The organism is Zobellia galactanivorans, from assembly GCF_000973105.1.
Lineage (GTDB): Bacteria > Bacteroidota > Bacteroidia > Flavobacteriales > Flavobacteriaceae > Zobellia > Zobellia galactanivorans.
Genome location: NC_015844.1, coordinates 3,879,556 through 3,895,496, shown reverse-complemented (window position 1 = coordinate 3,895,496; position 15,941 = coordinate 3,879,556). Strand labels below are relative to the sequence as shown.

The following is a 15,941-nucleotide window of genomic DNA, read 5'->3' as shown; positions in this document are numbered from 1 at the left end:
AAATATGTTATTGGCCAATAAACATTTTACCCCCGTATTAGGAATCGATATCCATATCGTAATTCTGTTCGGTGTACCCGTACCCCTTCCCCATCCCTATATCGGTATGGTGATGGATGTTATGGATTACATCCCTTTTATGGGATCAACGGTCAATATCAACAACGTACCAAAAGGCAACAGTCAAACTTCTGGAGTTTTGGCCACCTTATTTCACATTCCTATGGGAGGCCCCTTCTTGATGGCGCCCATGATCGGCCATGACTCCGTTAACTTCTTCGGGAGTACAACGGTACATGCCGAAGATAATTTTATGTCTCCCGCAGGGTATATGGTCATGACCTGTAACGATATCGGAATCCCCCTGACCTTGGCACCTGGTAAAAAATTGCGCCCTATTCCTAGTTTCTACCTTCCCAGCTCCATGTCGATTCCTATACCTATGGGGCAACCCGTTTTTGTGGGAGGTCCCTATGCCCCTGATTGGGCAGGCGTTATAACAGGGCTGATCATGTCGTATGGCATGGGAGGCCTTATGAAGAAAGCTGGGGGGAAATTCAAACGCGGACTGAAAAACGGAATGAAAAAATTGAACCATATGTTGCCTATGAACAAGGCGACAAAGGGCTTGAAAAAAAGCCTTTGTAAGTTTGGTTTTGAACCCATTGACCTGGTTACGGGCCGAATGGTCTATGAAGGTGAAGATTTTGTTCTTTCCGGCCCCATACCTATTAGATGGGAACGGAACTGGTACTCCGATTCAGAGTACGAAGGACTCATGGGTTATGGATTTTCCTGTAATTATGACCTGGGAATGCACATCAATACCCAAGACGGGAATATGGGACTAAGGCTCACCGACGGCAGACTTGCCGCCATGCCGATATTGAACATACCCGGCGAACAATACTATGACCGATCCGAAAAATTAACGCTTACCTATATTGATAAATACACCTACGAAGTAGAAGACCACGAAGAGCAGCTAACCTATACCTACAGCAAACGTACCCCTACCCTTTTTAAACCGACGGAGATTCGCAATCCTGAAGGGTTTACCGTTCAAATGAAATACAATTCGGCCAATGTCCTTACCCATATCGTTGACAGTGTGGGCAGAAACATTGCGTTGCGCTTAGACTCAAAACAAAGGGTTACCGAAATTACGGCGGAACATCGGGGAGAAACCAGAAAACTGGTTTCTTACGGATATAACAATGATGGCGACCTGATTCGAATCAGCGATGCCCTCGACCAGCCCACCCTGATGGAATACGAAAATCACCTGATGCTGAAAAAGACCGACCGAAACGGCCAGTCCTTTTATTGGGAATACGACGGAAACCAAACAGGTGCCAAGTGTATCGCGACCCGAGGTGACGGCAATATTCTTTCAGGAACTTTGGAATATCACAAAGGATACAACATCATCACCAATTCCCTCGGGGAACAAAGTATCTATTATTTTAATGAATTGAATCTGTGCACCCAAGTCACCGATGCCATGGGCGGGCATATCTTCCATGAGTATACCGAATACATGGAACCCTATCGTGATATCGACGAAGAAGGCAATGCCACAGGATATAGCTATGACGAAAGGGGCAACTTGGTAGGCCTCCATCAGCCAGACGGTTCGACAACCACGTTCGTTTATGACGAAAAAGATAGGTTGGTCTTGACCAAATACCCTGTCGGAGGCTCCGTAATCCGTACTTTTAAAGAAGATCGCCTACATGCCGTTATTGACATGGATGGCGGGGTAACTTCCTTCGGATACAATGAAAAAGGATTGATAAACGAAGTACGCGATAATGCCGGAAATATTTCTTCCCTCGCCTACGATAAAGATTTTAACCTTTCTAAAATGGTACTGCCCAACAAAGCAGTAGCCACTTGGAAATACGATGCCTGGGGACGATGCCACCAAACAAAAAATGCGGCCGGACACGAACAGAACTTTATCTATGACGACCTCGACCGTGTACGCCAGGTGGTAGAACCCGACAACAATGCGATCCAACTAAAATACAACGCCTACGACGAAGTTGTAGAACTGCATCAAAAAAACGGAAAAGTAAAGTTCGAATACACCCCAATGGGAAGCCTTAAAATGCGCGAAGAACGCGGGCGAAAAGTATTCTTTGATTATGATACCGAAGAGCAACTACGTTATATCGATAACGAGCATGGGGAACGCTACCGTTTCAAACGCAATCCCAACGGACAGATCATTACCGAAATAGGCTTCGACGGCCTTACCCGCATGTACCAACGCGATCGCGCGGGAAAAGTTTACAGGGTAAACCGCCCTGATGGCAAGTTTACCGAATATGAATACGACAACAATGGTAGAATTACGAGGGCCGAACACAGCGATGGTACATGGGAGACCTATAGTTACGACCGTAACGGTAATCTTATTGAAGCCGTTAACCAAAATAGTACCGTACAGCTCATTCGCGACAATGCAGGCCGTGTTATCGCCGAAAACCAAGACGGACACCTTGTTGAAAGCACCTATGACAACTTAGGCAACCGGATACAAATCACCAGTAGTCTAGGCGCGGAAATTGACCTATTGCGAAACAAAATGGGCCAAATCGAAACGATGAACGCCCAAGTCTCCGATGCAGCGGCCGAGGAGAGCAAAGAGCATGGTTTCGCCCCACAGAAAAAGGCCGGAACCTGGTCCGCCAACTTCGCCTACAACAGTGTAGGCATGGAAATAGAACGCCTACTTCCGGGTGGAGTACGGGCCGAGATGGAATATGACGAAGCCGGGCGCCCCGTACGCCAAAAAGTTACCCGCGGCCGTAGTGAAATGCGCCACAGAACCTACAACTGGAGCGTGAACGATCGCCTTAAGGTAATGGTAGACCAATTGACCAAGGGACATGTTTCCTATACCCACGACCAGTTCGGTAATTTGGCCTCGGCCAAATACGAAAACCATGATATGGACTATAAGTTGCCCGATGAAGTGGGCAACCTTTATAGGAGCCAAGGCAAAAACGACCGTAAATACGGTGCAGGAGGGCAATTATTGCAAGATGGCCGTACCACTTTCAAATACGACGACGAAGGCAACCTCATCGAAAAACGTTCGCCGAACGGAACCGAAGTATACGATTGGTATGGCAACGGCATGCTACAAGCGGTAACCAAAACCAATGGAGAAAGAGTAGAATTTGAATACGACGCCCTAGGAAGGCGTACTGCCAAAAATGTAATACCGGCACGGGCCAAGTCGAGAAGCAGCATAACGCGCTTTATTTGGGACGGCAACGTACCGCTACATGAATGGAAGTATCCTTTAAAAGACCGCCCGGAATGGGTGGTAGATGAATGGGGCATGCTTACAAAAGATAAAGAAGAACCCGTTGAAAATTTGATTACCTGGGTATTTGACGAAGGCACCTTTAAGCCCGCCGCCAAGATTGTAGATGGTGAACACTTTAGTATCATCACGGATTACTTAGGTACGCCCGTAGAAATGTACAACGCGCAAGGCGAAAAAACTTGGGCGGTCGAATATGATATTTACGGAAAAGTACGTAAACTTGTTGAAGGTTCTTTGGAAGATTGTCCGTTCCGTTACCAAGGAATGTACTTCGATGAAGAAACTGAACTTTGCTATAATAGGTACAGGTATTACAATCCCGATAGTGGAAGTTATATTTCTCAAGACCCATTAGGCATAGAAAGTACCAATCCAAACATATATTCTTATGTACACGATTCCAACACATTCATAGACCCTTTTGGGTTAAAAGAGCTTTATGCTTTATTGGCAAAAAAAGATGGTTGGTATCCAGTAATGGAATATGGCAAGAAAAATCCAATTGGAGAAATGTACTTAAAAAAAGGAGAATTATGGAAGCTAGGAGAAACTAAAAACCCAAAAACAAGATATACTCAAAAGTGGTTACGAAAAATGAATTTGCAAAAAGTAACAACACATAATGGTCCTAAAAAATTAATGCAAATGCTTGAAGGAATGAAGTTAAAAGGATATTTAGCTTGGAAAGGATTTTTACCTCCAGGAAACAAAGCTTGTCATTAGAATAAAATAAATATGGAAATATCAGTAGTTTGCGATACTTATTTGACTTACATAATCGAATTAAGTGATGAACTTGAAGTTGTATGGAATAAAGTAAATAATAAATATAAAGGTATAAATGAACCAAAAATAATCGGTTTTGCTTTTAGATGTCTACCTGAAGAAATTGGCAGAAAAACATTTAGACGATACGATAAGGATAAAGAATTGACACTTGACTTAACAGTAAGTTATGAGGAGTACAAAAAAATGTACAAAACAGAAATACGTCACGATTTGGGTCATACCTTTTACAATTATTTAGAAGAGTCTTTAAAAAAATATAAGTTCAAAGAACTAAACAACAAAGAATTACTATCAGATATAAAAAACTGGTGTAATGAAATTGGTTGGTTGGAGGAAGAAGTAGATTATTCAAAAGATTTAGATTACCCAAATTAAACAGTTTCTTCTTCAAATCTAAAAAAAATGCCCCGCTAGCGCTCGTATTTTACGAGTGCCGTACAGAGTAAGAAACAAGAGTTAAAACAAAGCTATCTAAACATTTAGATAGCTTTTGTATTTTTAGACAATGAGCAGAAAGTACAAGTTTAAAAATCCAACAGCGGCCTATTTTGTTTCTTTTGCTACGGTATATTGGATAGATGTATTTACCAGACAAGAATATTTCAATATCCTACTGGAAAGTATAGACTATTGCAGAAAAGAAAAAGGCATGGAATTATATGCTTATTGTTTTATGCCTAACCATATACATTTAATTTTCAGGGATTCTAATGAAAATCCAATGAATCTATTAAGAGATTTTAAAAAACATACCTCTAAAAAAATCCTAAAAGCAATTCAGGAGAACCCTACCGAAAGTAGAAAAGAATGGTTACTATGGATGTTTGAAAGAGCTGGAAAACAAAAAGGAAATATATCTAAATATCAATTTTTGCAGCACAACAACAAGCCCATTGAACTATGGAGTACTGCCGTTATAAAACAAAAAATAGAATATATACATAGCAACCCGGTTGTTTCCGGATTTGTTTGCGACCCAATAGATTGGAAATACTCTTTTGCGGATGATCATACGGTCCTTAAAATTGACGATATTGGTTTCTTAGAATAAAACTGGTACGGCACCCCCCGCTAGCGCTCGTTTGTAACGAGTGCCGTACAGAGTAAGAAACAATAAACAAAGCTATCTAAACATTTAGATAGCTTTTGTGTTTTTAATACCATGAGATTATAGCAACTCAAGAAACTTTGTAAATGCCCCAATGTTGTTAAAATTAACGATATTGATTACTTAGAATAAGAAACAACAGAAACGGCGCCAACTCAAAAGAAGCACTTTGGAAATCAGCACAAGTGAAACCGCATGATAAATTTGGTTATAGAAGTCAGGTTCAAGGCTATGTGCTTACGGAAGATATAAAAGTAGGCAAATCGACTGTTTCAGCAAATTCTCATTTAGGAAAAGGTGGGGCAACACAATTTTATATTGAAGATTTTAAAACCAAGCTGAAACCTGTAGGAAGTCCAATTGATTTAGATTCAATAAAATGCAAATAGAAAAAGTCACAGTGTGTAAACCAATAGAAACCCTTGTTAAAGAGCTTAAAAAAAATGGTTTTGAAATAATTGAGCAGAAAGTTAGCGACTACCATTTTCATCAAGTTTCCATAAAAATGAGTGGTAATATCAATCTTGTCAAAAATATTTCAATTGACAACATTGAGAAACATGATGAACATACTTACTTTTGCAAGTGTCACTGGTCAACTGTTGAGATTTCCCCTCGCTAGCGCTCGTTCAATGTCATTAAGTTAAGCATTTTTCAGATTGTATCTTTTTGATTCTTAGTAATTTTGGGTTTCATTCTAGATTTATATTTTCCAGAATTCCTTTCATTGTATCCCCCGCTAGCGCTGGTGTTTTACGAGTGCCGTTCAGAGTAAGAAACCAGAGTTAAAACTAAGCTATCTAAACATTTAGATAGCTTTTGTATTTTTAATACCATGAGATTATAGCAACTCAAGAAACTTTGTAAATGCCCCAATGTTGTTAAAATTGACGATATTGATTACTAAGAATAAGAAACAACAGAAACGGCACTCGATACAATAGGCTGACAGACGGTAGAATATGATATTTACGGAAAAGTACGTAAACTTGTTACAGGTTCTTTGGAAGATTGTCCGTTCCGTTACCAAGGAATGTACTTCGATGAAGAAACTGAACTTTGCTATAATAGGTACAGGTATTACAATCCCGATAGTGGAAGTTATATTTCTCAAGACCCATTAGGCATAGAAAGTACCAATCCAAACATATATTCTTATGTACACGATTCCAACACATTCATAGACCCTTTTGGGTTAAAAGAGCTTTATGCTTTATTGGCAAAAAAAGATGGTTGGTATCCAGTAATGGAATATGGCAAGAAAAATCCAATTGGAGAAATGTACTTAAAAAAAGGAGAATTATGGAAGCTAGGAGAAACTAAAAACCCAAAAACAAGATATACTCAAAAGTGGTTACGAAAAATGAATTTGCAAAAAGTAACAACACATAATGGTCCTAAAAAATTAATGCAAATGCTTGAAGGAATGAAGTTAAAAGGATATTTAGCTTGGAAAGGATTTTTACCTCTAGGAAACAAAGCTTGTCATTAGAATAAAATAAATATGGAAATATCAGTAGTTTGCGATACTTATTTGACTTACATAATCGAATTAAGTGATGAACTTGAAGTTGTATGGAATAAAGTAAATAATAAATATAAAGGTATAAATGAACCAAAAATAATCGGTTTTGCTTTTAGATGTCTACCTGAAGAAATTGGCAGAAAAACATTTAGACGATACGATAAGGATAAAGAATTGACACTTGACTTAACAGTAAGTTATGAGGAGTACAAAAAAATGTACAAAACAGAAATACGTCACGATTTGGGTCATACCTTTTACAATTATTTAGAAGAGTCTTTAAAAAAATATAAGTTCAAAGAACTAAACAACAAAGAATTACTATCAGATATAAAAAACTGGTGTAATGAAATTGGTTGGTTGGAGGAAGAAGTAGATTATTCAAAAGATTTAGATTACCCAAATTAAACAGTTTCTTCTTCAAATCTAAAAAAAATGCCCCGCTAGCGCTCGTATTTTACGAGTGCCGTACAGAGTAAGAAACAAAGCTATCTAAACATTTAGATAGCTTTTGTATTTTTAGATAATGAGCAGAAAGTACAAGTTTAAAAATCCAACAGCGGCCTATTTTGTTTCTTTTGCTACGGTATATTGGATAGATGTATTTACTAGACAAGAATATTTCAATATCCTACTGGAAAGTATAGACTATTGCAGAAAAGAAAAAGGCATGGAATTATATGCTTATTGTTTTATGCCTAACCATATACATTTAATTTTCAGGGATTCTAATGAAAATCCAATGAATCTATTAAGAGATTTTAAAAAACATACCTCTAAAAAAATCCTAAAAGCAATTCAGGAGAACCCTACCGAAAGTAGAAAAGAATGGTTACTATGGATGTTTGAAAGAGCTGGAAAACAAAAAGGAAATATATCTAAATATCAATTTTGGCAGCACAACAACAAGCCCATTGAACTATGGAGTACTGCCGTTATAAAACAAAAAATAGAATATATACATAGCAACCCGGTTGTTTCCGGATTTGTTTGCGACCCAATAGATTGGAAATACTCTAGTGCTAAAAATTTTGCAGATGACCATACGGTTCTAAAAATTGACGATATTGGTTTCTTAGAATAAAAAGCAACTGGGACGGCACTCGTTGCAAACGAGCGCTAGCGGGGATTACTCCCAAGACGGCGATGAAGAAGCTCTTTTTAAAGAAGTTGCCCTTGGTTTCTTATTTTTGGGGAATGAACAATGGAATTAGACCATACCCTAAACGGACTATTTGAAATGCCGATGCGTGTCGGAGCCGAACGAAATGGGATTGAAAAAAAAGGAATCCGTTTAGAACTTAAACCGAATCAACTAAACCGAAAAAATAACGATACACGAAGACTACACATAATGAATGGCCGGTTCGTGCCCCAGACTCCCCGGAGGACCGTTGGCAAAAAAACCGCTCATTGAAATGGATTAAAAAACCACAAGCTATCGCCCCATCAAATTATGACGACAAAAACCGAGGATTATTCCAGACAATTGAAGTATTTGATTATTTTAGGTAATGAGATTATTAAAGAGGACGGCATCTTTAGGGAAGGAGCATTTTTCACCAAGCTCCGGGACTTTATTTCCTTTTATAAAGAAATAAAACGATCACTTTCAAAAATTATCGAAGAGGAAAACAAACAAGAATTATCAAATTACACCATGGATTTACAGACGCAGTTGAAATTCGTGAACTATCAGTACCCTTCACTACCCGTATTTGTTTTGATGCTCGCTTTTCCTTTGTTTGCACTGGGATATTTTATACTAAAATATCGCTACGTAAAAAAAACAAAATCAAAGCTGAGAATTTTGCTGCAGAAACTTTCATCAATTCAGTTTATCGTCGAGAACAATAAGTATTAAAACCCCAACAACTTATAGGCCATGGCCATTTGAAACATTCGCTTTTAAGGGAGATTACAATAATTCGCCTTAACTTACCTCACATAGAAGTACAGGTGTTTTACAAATCTTCAAGTTGCCATACCCTAACCCAATCGAATTGGGTATATCTGTCTTCCAAAGGCCTGTTAAAACCCATGTCTTCCGCCGAAGTTTCCTCGATCCAATCATAAAAATTACTCGACATAATCAAACGCAAAGCTCCTTTAAACGGAATTACGGGAGTAATCGATTTTTCCAATTCACCATCGATATAGAAGTCGATTTTACTACCGTCGGCATGCCAATAGGCCGCGTAAATATGAAACTCATCTGAGTTTTTTTTGTCAAAGTTGGCTTTACCTCCCTTGGTCTGCCTATCCCCTATATTGTTACATGGGCTATTGTGTCTATGGGTGTTGTAGTGAAATATTCTATCCCAATTCGCATTTACCGCCCAATCATCCTTGGTCCATTCATCACCTAATTCGCCGGTAAAAACCCCAACACATTCTTGTATGTCTATCTCAAGGTTTTCTCCGTCATTCAAGTTTTCCCCGCACGGCTTTGTTTCCGTTTTTAGCCAAAAGGCCGCTGACATCGCCGTTTTACTGGCCCTCATTCTGGCCTCTATATAATATCCTGGCTCAGCCAAGGTCTTACCGTACACATAAGCTCCCCCATATCTACGTTGTGGGGGAGTATCGGTATTATCTTTAGGGGAATACTTGGGACTATCGAACTTTTCTCCCTCAATTCTTAGAAAGCCATTGCCGACACTTACATTATCCGCTTCAAAAAGAGACCTACTTCCCCCGTACCAACCTCTGTCTTGGCCATTCCAAATAAATTCAGGGGTCGGGCTCCATTTGGTCAAATCCAATTCACTATCGTTAAACTCGTCTGAAACACCTTCGACTTTTATCCATTTTTTATCATCGGGTTTGGGGTCTTGATCTGCTAAAAAAGTAGGTTGAAGGCCATCTATCCCATCTTCCTTATCCCGTTCTTCGCCTTGTCCCTTTTTCTCCCCCTGTTCTTGGGCCTGCTCCTGTTCCTCAACTTTATCTTTACCATTATCCCCCGAATTGCTACAGGCCATAATAGCTATTAAAAAAACCAAGGGTATACGTTTAAGTGTTTTAATCATAATTTTAGTTTTCCTCAAAATTAACCGGACCTAATGAAAATGAGTTGTCTAGATGATTTGAAGGCTAGGACATATGTTTTTTTTCATTTTGCAGGTGTAGCACGTATGGGCGGCAAAGGTTGAAAAATCAACAAAATCTGGCACGAGCTGCCGATCAACAGCGCCCAAAACGGTATTGACCAACGAGCTCCTTGACATGAACAGATGGCTTCAAAAAGTTTGTCCCTATTACAAATAGCATGCATTCCCCCACAATAGCTGGGAATTGCAAGGCTTATACATTTTATATACAAAATTTGGCCGCCCTAAAATCGATATCACATAAACCGGTAGCTTGTACATCGCATCGACCTAGGCCCGATAGGTCTTTATATTTTTTGGAGGAATAAAAAACACGAATAGCTTCAGCTGCTCGCACCCTTTGTAAAAATCATATGCAATTAAAGGAAATACAGAAAACAGACTTTAAAGTTTCCGGCCATCGGAATCAAAGGGCCGTTTTTATATTTAAGGGTTCTAAATGTTGGATAGTTCTTGAAAAAATTCAAGAAATCAGAATGTCGGTCGATGTCTATTTTGATGTAGGGTTCTTTAAAAATCAAAAATTGGTTTTATCGAGAGCAATGCAAGAACCAGACCGGTAGTACGAACCGTATTCCCTCCCGCCTATAAAAAATTCGCTTACATTCCATTAAAAGGGAGAGAGGAAATAATCATTTTAGAGACAACCCAGAAAATAAAAAGCTCAGTTCACCGGGTTAACGGTAATATATTCAATTCTTCCTCTACCACTAAATTCCCCCAAATAAACTTCCTTTTTTTAAACAGCCGGTACAGCAACTTTTTTATAAAAAACAAGGGATATGAAAAGTGGAATATACCGAAGTAGGCCCAAAAGCAATTTTTATTTAATGCTTACGTTTTATGTAGGAAAATAAATATTCCCTTCATAAGGATTCGAAGTGAAGGGAACTGTATTGCCCCATATAACAGGCGATAAACGTACACTTATACAACATTATAAAATAGTTAAAACAAAAAAAGATGAAAAGACACTTATTGAGCCAGTATAATTCCCTAGAAGAAATTATGGAATTCCTAAAGACCAAAACCGATTTGACCTTATCTATCGTACAAGATCAATGGGTAACTGACGGGTCTTTATCGATTACCCCTGGCAAAAAATGTATTCTCGTTAAAAAGAGTGCTACGGCCGGCGCTAAGATCAACCTATTGGAGTCGAGCATAGTCGATGTTCATCCTGTGCCACCAAGTACTTTTGTCAATAATATGACACAAAGGGGCATACTGGCCATTGTTGTACATATGATCATATCCGGTTCTCAAAATAAAGTGGCCGAAGAAGTCGAAAAACTCTTACTTGAAATACAAAAGGACTAAATGGAACAAAAACTATTTATATACAAAAGCAAGTTTTCGTATTGGACCTTCTTACCGCCCTTTGTTTTTTTGGGTATAGCTTTTTACTGCTATCAATATGACCTCAATATCGCCTATAAAGGCAGAAACATACTTGAATCGCCCAATAGTTACTATGTAGCGGGAACTATTTCTCTTTTGCTGCTGGTATATTCAATTTATAAATTCAAACAATATAAAGATTCGATTGAAAATAGTAGTAACATTAAAATCAGTAAAAACGGTCTGGTCTTTCCTCATAAAAAATCAACGCTTAGTGTTGATTTCAAAGATGTATCCGAACTATATGTAAAAGATAGTTCAGATGATGGGGAATCTGTTATCATTTACTCTGACAACGGAAAAAATAGATATGAATTTTTTCACGATTACTTTGAATCTACTGAAAAATACCTAGAATTTAAGACCACTATAGAAAAGTCCGTACCCCTTGTAGAAGCTTGATCGCATTCCGATTACGCATCATTCTACCAAGAACCCTTTATATTCCCAAGGAAACGCTTTGGCCCGATAAGCCTAAATTACTTTTTTTGGAACAATAGAAGAAAACCGAGCCATTTTACCAAGGAAGATATGATTTTACCCTTATTATTCGGAGTTGGATCACTCATCTGGGGCGGAATACATTTCAGAAAGTATTTCCTCTTCATCACTGGAATTAAAATGAAGGGAACGGTCACCAAAGCGGAGTATAAGGAACAGGGTATAGGAAGAAGAAAAGTGCACATGACGGAAATCACCTATAGGTATGAAGTCAACGGCAAGGAATATACCCATACGGAAATAAGCGACGAAGAAAAACACCTGTTCAAACCCCAATCCATGAAAGGCGAATCTATAGCCCTTATGGTTTGGAAAAAATCGCCGGAAATCTCAACATGTCGATCGTCCGGCCATTATTTAAAGAGTAGCATATTTTTTCTAGTAATCGGACTCCTATCGACTTTGGTTGGCATAGCAGGTATGTAGAAAAACAATCGCCCCATGTACATAAACAGGGGCACAATGGAATAAAAAGGCCCGAAAATCAAGATTTTCGGGCCTTTTTTATATGATAAGAGTCGATTAGATCGTAATGGACTCCCCTACTTCCAACAGCAACAATTCCTTTTCGGCCCTTTTAAACTTTTCTTGGGCCGCCCCATGGTCGATTTTTATAAAGGGAAAAGAGTCGTAATGCACGCCTATGACGCGATTGCATTCTACAAAATCGCTGGCAGTAATGGCATCGTCCACCCCCATGGTAACCACGTCACCGACCGGAAGGACGGCCAGGTCTATTTTCGCATATTGGGGTATCAGTTTCATATCCATGGTCAATGCGGTATCTCCCGCAACATAGATGCTCTTGCCTTGGTGGGTAAACACAAATCCGCCAGGGTTGCCACCATAGCTCCCATCGGCAAAACTGCTGGAATGTATGGCGTTTACGTATTTTACCCTGCCAAAATCAAAATCGCGTATGCCGCCGATATTCATGGGCATGGCCTCTAGCCCCTTTTCGGCGTAATGGCTATAGATCTCAAAATTACTTACAATGGTTGCACCGGTGTTTTGGGCAATGGCTTCGGCATCGAGGGTGTGATCGTAGTGGGCATGCGTCAAGAAAATATAATCGGCCTTAAGCTGCATAATATCTACCTTGTCTTTTGCCAGGTCGTTTTCCGTAATAAAAGGGTCGACGATAATATGCTTGTTTCCTATTTCCAAGGCCAGACAATTGTGGCCGTAATGTGTGATTTTCATAGATACAGTTTTAAAAATGGGAATGAAATTACTAAGGGAAATATATTTTTCCAACCCCAAGGAAGCAAATAATACAAATCGACCGTAAAGAAAAGGCATTTCAAAAGCTTGGTAATACGTAAATATCGGGCTATCTTTAGGTCTAGGTTATATCGGTCATCTTTATGTCAATTTTTGATATGGAATCCAATAAATTGAAAATCATCTTTCCGAAATAACGGGCACCCGCGAGTGTGCCTGCAAACATCCTATATACCTTATTGAACATTTCTCCCGTCCCATTTCGTATTGGGTCGGACTACTCGTTATGGAAAAAATCGAACCACATATAGGATGCCTTCGTGGTCTATTTTGTAATGATTAAAACTATTCCTATGGCTGCGCCTAAAAAAAAGCGTTCTAAAGCAGAATTAAAAGCAAAAAAGCAAGAGAAGATTCTTCAACGCATGGAAGAAAAAAAGACGAAGAAGCGTAAATCAAGAGTGTAAGCTAGCGCTTATAAAAGACCCGCAAACGATGTGTTGCGGGTCTTTTTGTTTAGTCCGGGTTTAAGGCTTAAAAAACGGCCATTGCTTCTTATGACCGTACATCAACACAATCCCCCGCTTCAACAGTTGCCGTGCAGGCTTTGAAGAATAAAGGGCCGGGAGGGGTCCACCTCCCGGCCCCTATTTTAAACGGCCGCCAGCCTGTAGAATTCCTCCAGTTGCGAGTTACAGCTAAAATTAACGTCCAGGTCCTTTACGATTCCCGTTCCCACTCCGTAGACCCAACCGTGAAGGTTAAGGTCTTGCCTTCTTTCCCATGCACTTTGAACGATCGACGTTTTTGCCAGGTTATACACCTGCTCCATGGTATTGTATTCGACAAGGCGGTCAAAAAGTTCGGTCTCGTCCTCTATTCTTCCCAGGTCGTCTTGGTGCTGCCTGTATACGTCCCTGATGTTGCGGATCCAATTGTCGACCAGGCCGTAGGACTTATTGCCCAGGGCGGCCTGTACCCCACCGCATCCATAATGCCCGCAGACGATAACGTGTTTTATCTTAAGAACGTTTACGGCATAGTCGAGCACACTGAGCATGTTCATATCGGAATGCACCACCATATTGGCGATGTTCCGGTGCACAAAGACCTCCCCGGGCTGCGCGCCGATAATCTCATTGGCCGGCACGCGGCTGTCGGAACATCCGATCCACAGCAATGGGGGTTGTTGGCCCTTTTCGAGTCGTTTAAAAAATTCCGGGTCAAGGTCCAATTTCGATTGTACCCATGCCTTATTGTTTTCGATCAAGCTTTTATAGAAGTCCGGTTTCATAGTTTTTTCTTTTTTGATATCAATGTTGCAATTGAAACACCCGGTGTCCGAAGTATTCCCTAAAACTTTTCGAATGCTCAAGGGTTTCGTTTTCCGCAATCATTTTAATATTAATGTCATTGTTCTTCGCCTTTACCGAGAACTCGTCCAAATACTCCAGGATATCGTAGTCGAGCACCTTGGTCTTTCTAAAATCCAATTCGAGGTAAGCCCCCTTTTCAAGGGCGTCCAACTCCTTGATAATGCGTCCCTTGTTAATAAAGGTCACCTCTTCGGCAAAGTTGATGTGAAAAAGGTTCTTCTTCCCCTGGTACTCCTTTAAGAGCAATTGGTGCGAGTTGTAGTACGACTTTAAAAGAACGGTGATCAAGCCCACGGTCAGTCCGATCATTATCCCCTTTAACAAATCTGTAGACACAATGCCCACTACCGTTACGATAAAGGGAATGAACTGGGTCTTGCCCAATTTGTACATCTGGACAAAGGACTTGGGCTTGGCCAGCTTGTAACCGATTATTAGCAGTACGCTGGCCAAAACGGCCTGTGGTATAAGGTTCAACAAGGTGGGTATGGCAATTACGCTCATCAGGATCAAGAAACCGTGCATAATGGCCGACAGTTTGGTCACCGCCCCGCTCATTACATTGGCCGTACTGCGAACCACCACCTGGGTTATGGGGATACCGCCAATCAGGCCCGAAACGGCATTTCCGACCCCTTGGGCAACCAGCTCCTTATTGGTGGGCGTCTGCCGCTTAAGGGGGTCGAGTTTATCGGAGGCCTCAACGCTCAACAAGGTCTCCAAACTGGCAACGATGGCAATGGTAAAGGCCGTTACGTAGACATCGCCCTGGGTCAGGGCCGAAAAATCGGGAAAGGTAAACTGCCCTATAAAAGACGCCACCCCATCGGGAACCGGCACGCTTACCAACTGGTTTTCATGAAGGGCGAAGAAGCCCGACTGCCCCAAGGTAACGTAGATGACAATCCCCACGACCACGGCGATCAAGGGAGCCGGGACAAGCTTGAATATTTTATTCCTTTTCGCCAAGATACCGTCCCAGAGCAACAAGATGCCCAAGGATATAAGAGTGACGAAGAGGGCCCCGGGCGAAATCTGGTCGTGGAGTCCGCTAAAATCGATCCGATCCGTGTTTACATCGCCGGTAAAGCCAAAAGCCAACGGAATCTGTTGAACAAAGATCATGATCCCTATCGCGCTCAGCATTCCCTTGATGACGGCCGAGGGAAAATAATAGCCGATCACACCGGCACGAAAAACGCCCAGTGCTATTTGAATGATCCCCGCCAAGATTACCGAAACGAGAAAGAGTTCGTAACTGCCCAGGTCGTTTATGGCATTATAGACAATGACCACAAGGCCGGCTGCGGGCCCGCTGACCCCGATCGAAGAACCCGAGAGGTAGCCCACAACGACCCCTCCGACCACCCCGGCGATAAGACCGGCAAACGGAGGTGCCCCACTGGCCAGGGCCACACCTAAACATAATGGCAATGCGACAAAGAAAACCACAAGACTTGCCGGAAAGTCTTTTCTCCAGTGTTTAAATAAACTCATACTATATAGATTTGTAGTATACACGCCGTAGATCATCTGGGACCCATGCGGTACAGACAGCGCG

16 protein-coding genes are annotated in these 15,941 nt (G+C 40.8%); 12 read left to right on the top strand and 4 right to left on the bottom strand.

What is annotated here, in order from left to right; translation table 11 throughout:
* The first annotated feature begins 4 nt into the window (after positions 1-4).
* From ZOBGAL_RS15950 to ZOBGAL_RS15905, 9 genes are all read left to right on the top strand, one after another.
* Positions 5-4,066, top strand: coding sequence for an RHS repeat-associated core domain-containing protein (locus ZOBGAL_RS15950; RefSeq protein WP_013994717.1), 4,062 nt, complete (start codon positions 5-7; stop codon positions 4,064-4,066).
* Between the two features lie 12 nt (positions 4,067-4,078).
* On the top strand, positions 4,079-4,507 hold the full coding sequence (locus ZOBGAL_RS15945; RefSeq protein ID WP_013994712.1) for a hypothetical protein: 429 nt from the start codon (positions 4,079-4,081) through the stop codon (positions 4,505-4,507).
* A gap of 130 nt (positions 4,508-4,637) precedes the next feature.
* On the top strand, positions 4,638-5,183 hold the full coding sequence (locus tag ZOBGAL_RS15940) for an REP-associated tyrosine transposase (RefSeq protein WP_013994716.1): 546 nt from the start codon (positions 4,638-4,640) through the stop codon (positions 5,181-5,183).
* Between the two features lie 242 nt (positions 5,184-5,425).
* Entirely contained in the window at positions 5,426-5,629 is a 204-nt protein-coding gene (locus ZOBGAL_RS15935) for a hypothetical protein (RefSeq protein WP_013994715.1), read from the top strand.
* Positions 5,620-5,862, top strand: a complete 243-nt coding sequence (locus tag ZOBGAL_RS15930; RefSeq protein ID WP_013994714.1) for a hypothetical protein — start codon at positions 5,620-5,622, stop codon at positions 5,860-5,862. Before ZOBGAL_RS15935 ends, ZOBGAL_RS15930 begins: the two co-directional genes overlap by 10 nt.
* A 345-nt stretch (positions 5,863-6,207) precedes the next feature.
* Positions 6,208-6,732 (top strand): RHS repeat-associated core domain-containing protein, encoded by a 525-nt coding sequence (locus ZOBGAL_RS15925; protein ID WP_046287545.1) that lies wholly within the window; start codon positions 6,208-6,210, stop codon positions 6,730-6,732.
* Positions 6,733-6,744: 12 nt separating this feature from the next.
* Positions 6,745-7,173: a hypothetical protein gene (locus ZOBGAL_RS15920; protein WP_013994712.1), complete on the top strand. Its 429-nt coding sequence runs from the start codon at positions 6,745-6,747 to the stop codon at positions 7,171-7,173.
* A 118-nt stretch (positions 7,174-7,291) separates the two neighbouring features.
* A complete protein-coding gene (locus ZOBGAL_RS15915) occupies positions 7,292-7,849 on the top strand; it encodes an REP-associated tyrosine transposase (RefSeq protein WP_013994711.1) in 558 nt (185 codons plus the stop codon).
* A gap of 372 nt (positions 7,850-8,221) precedes the next feature.
* Positions 8,222-8,629, top strand: a complete 408-nt coding sequence (locus ZOBGAL_RS15905; RefSeq protein ID WP_013994708.1) for a hypothetical protein — start codon at positions 8,222-8,224, stop codon at positions 8,627-8,629.
* 100 nt (positions 8,630-8,729) lie between these two features.
* Here ZOBGAL_RS15905 and ZOBGAL_RS15900 read toward each other — a convergent pair whose 3' ends face one another.
* Positions 8,730-9,797 carry a LamG domain-containing protein gene (locus ZOBGAL_RS15900; RefSeq protein WP_013994707.1) on the bottom strand — a complete coding sequence of 356 codons (1,068 nt, stop codon included), beginning with the start codon at positions 9,795-9,797 and terminating at the stop codon, positions 8,730-8,732.
* 1,044 nt (positions 9,798-10,841) lie between these two features.
* Here ZOBGAL_RS15900 and ZOBGAL_RS15890 point away from each other — a divergent pair.
* From ZOBGAL_RS15890 to ZOBGAL_RS15880, 3 genes are all read left to right on the top strand, one after another.
* The gene (locus ZOBGAL_RS15890) at positions 10,842-11,198 is read left to right on the top strand and encodes a hypothetical protein (RefSeq protein ID WP_013994704.1); all 357 of its coding nucleotides are present in this window, start codon (positions 10,842-10,844) and stop codon (positions 11,196-11,198) included.
* The gene (locus ZOBGAL_RS15885; RefSeq protein ID WP_013994703.1) at positions 11,199-11,681 is read left to right on the top strand and encodes a hypothetical protein; all 483 of its coding nucleotides are present in this window, start codon (positions 11,199-11,201) and stop codon (positions 11,679-11,681) included.
* 129 nt (positions 11,682-11,810) lie between these two features.
* Positions 11,811-12,206: a hypothetical protein gene (locus ZOBGAL_RS15880; RefSeq protein ID WP_013994702.1), complete on the top strand. Its 396-nt coding sequence runs from the start codon at positions 11,811-11,813 to the stop codon at positions 12,204-12,206.
* 96 nt (positions 12,207-12,302) lie between these two features.
* On the opposite strand, the gene ZOBGAL_RS15875 is transcribed toward ZOBGAL_RS15880, so the two are convergent.
* From ZOBGAL_RS15875 to ZOBGAL_RS15865, 3 genes are all read right to left on the bottom strand, one after another.
* Positions 12,303-12,983 (bottom strand): metal-dependent hydrolase, encoded by a 681-nt coding sequence (locus ZOBGAL_RS15875; RefSeq protein ID WP_013994701.1) that lies wholly within the window; start codon positions 12,981-12,983, stop codon positions 12,303-12,305.
* A 673-nt stretch (positions 12,984-13,656) separates the two neighbouring features.
* Positions 13,657-14,298, bottom strand: a complete 642-nt coding sequence (gene can / locus ZOBGAL_RS15870; RefSeq protein WP_013994698.1) for a carbonate dehydratase — start codon at positions 14,296-14,298, stop codon at positions 13,657-13,659.
* A 19-nt stretch (positions 14,299-14,317) separates the two neighbouring features.
* Positions 14,318-15,877 carry a SulP family inorganic anion transporter gene (locus ZOBGAL_RS15865; RefSeq protein WP_046287544.1) on the bottom strand — a complete coding sequence of 520 codons (1,560 nt, stop codon included), beginning with the start codon at positions 15,875-15,877 and terminating at the stop codon, positions 14,318-14,320.
* Between the last annotated feature and the right edge of the window lie 64 nt (positions 15,878-15,941).

Bases quoted from the DNA above. Each gene is read 5' to 3' on its own strand.
- ZOBGAL_RS15890 (WP_013994704.1), top strand. From the start codon at position 10,842: ATGAAAAGACACTTATTGAGCCAGTATAATTCCCTAGAAGAAATTATG.
- ZOBGAL_RS15880 (WP_013994702.1), top strand. From the start codon at position 11,811: ATGATTTTACCCTTATTATTCGGAGTTGGATCACTCATCTGGGGCGGA.
- ZOBGAL_RS15950 (WP_013994717.1), top strand. From the start codon at position 5: ATGTTATTGGCCAATAAACATTTTACCCCCGTATTAGGAATCGATATC.
- ZOBGAL_RS15930 (WP_013994714.1), top strand. From the start codon at position 5,620: ATGCAAATAGAAAAAGTCACAGTGTGTAAACCAATAGAAACCCTTGTT.
- ZOBGAL_RS15875 (WP_013994701.1), bottom strand. From the start codon at position 12,983: ATGAAAATCACACATTACGGCCACAATTGTCTGGCCTTGGAAATAGGA.
- ZOBGAL_RS15905 (WP_013994708.1), top strand. From the start codon at position 8,222: ATGACGACAAAAACCGAGGATTATTCCAGACAATTGAAGTATTTGATT.
- ZOBGAL_RS15920 (WP_013994712.1), top strand. From the start codon at position 6,745: ATGGAAATATCAGTAGTTTGCGATACTTATTTGACTTACATAATCGAA.
- ZOBGAL_RS15940 (WP_013994716.1), top strand. From the start codon at position 4,638: ATGAGCAGAAAGTACAAGTTTAAAAATCCAACAGCGGCCTATTTTGTT.
- can (WP_013994698.1), bottom strand. From the start codon at position 14,298: ATGAAACCGGACTTCTATAAAAGCTTGATCGAAAACAATAAGGCATGG.
- ZOBGAL_RS15885 (WP_013994703.1), top strand. From the start codon at position 11,199: ATGGAACAAAAACTATTTATATACAAAAGCAAGTTTTCGTATTGGACC.
- ZOBGAL_RS15915 (WP_013994711.1), top strand. From the start codon at position 7,292: ATGAGCAGAAAGTACAAGTTTAAAAATCCAACAGCGGCCTATTTTGTT.
- ZOBGAL_RS15945 (WP_013994712.1), top strand. From the start codon at position 4,079: ATGGAAATATCAGTAGTTTGCGATACTTATTTGACTTACATAATCGAA.
- ZOBGAL_RS15865 (WP_046287544.1), bottom strand. From the start codon at position 15,877: ATGAGTTTATTTAAACACTGGAGAAAAGACTTTCCGGCAAGTCTTGTG.
- ZOBGAL_RS15900 (WP_013994707.1), bottom strand. From the start codon at position 9,797: ATGATTAAAACACTTAAACGTATACCCTTGGTTTTTTTAATAGCTATT.